Here is a 277-nt window from a genome sequence, read left to right as displayed (position 1 = left end):
TAGGCATCCTCGTCCGGTGCCTGGAGCCGCGCGCGGTGCGCCGCACTCAAGCCCCAGCGCGCCCCGGCGGCCTGCAGCCAGTCGTGCAGGCGGTCGCACGCGGCCGCATCCAGCCCGGCCGCTTCGGCCAGCGGCGCGCTCGCCAGCAGGTCCAGCACTTCACTGAGGCCAAAGCGCGACACCGGCAATCCCAGCAGGTGCACGAACACATCGGCAAGTGGTTCGCCGGACAGCGGACTGGTATCGGCCAGGGCGTAGGGAATGTGGTCTTCGCCAA

At 70.8% G+C, this 277-nt stretch carries 1 protein-coding gene; it reads right to left on the bottom strand.

Annotation, left to right across the window (positions count from 1 at the left end; all coding sequences use genetic code 11):
• Window positions 1-277: hypothetical protein (locus ACQG3P_RS19595; protein ID WP_426805976.1), on the bottom strand; the 277-nt coding region annotated here is incomplete at both ends.

It is taken from the genome of Stenotrophomonas sp. SrG (assembly GCF_050031795.1).
Lineage (GTDB): Bacteria > Pseudomonadota > Gammaproteobacteria > Xanthomonadales > Xanthomonadaceae > Stenotrophomonas > Stenotrophomonas rhizophila_A.
The sequence above is the reverse complement of the archived record's forward strand: the minus strand, read 5'-3'. Positions and strand labels throughout refer to the sequence as shown.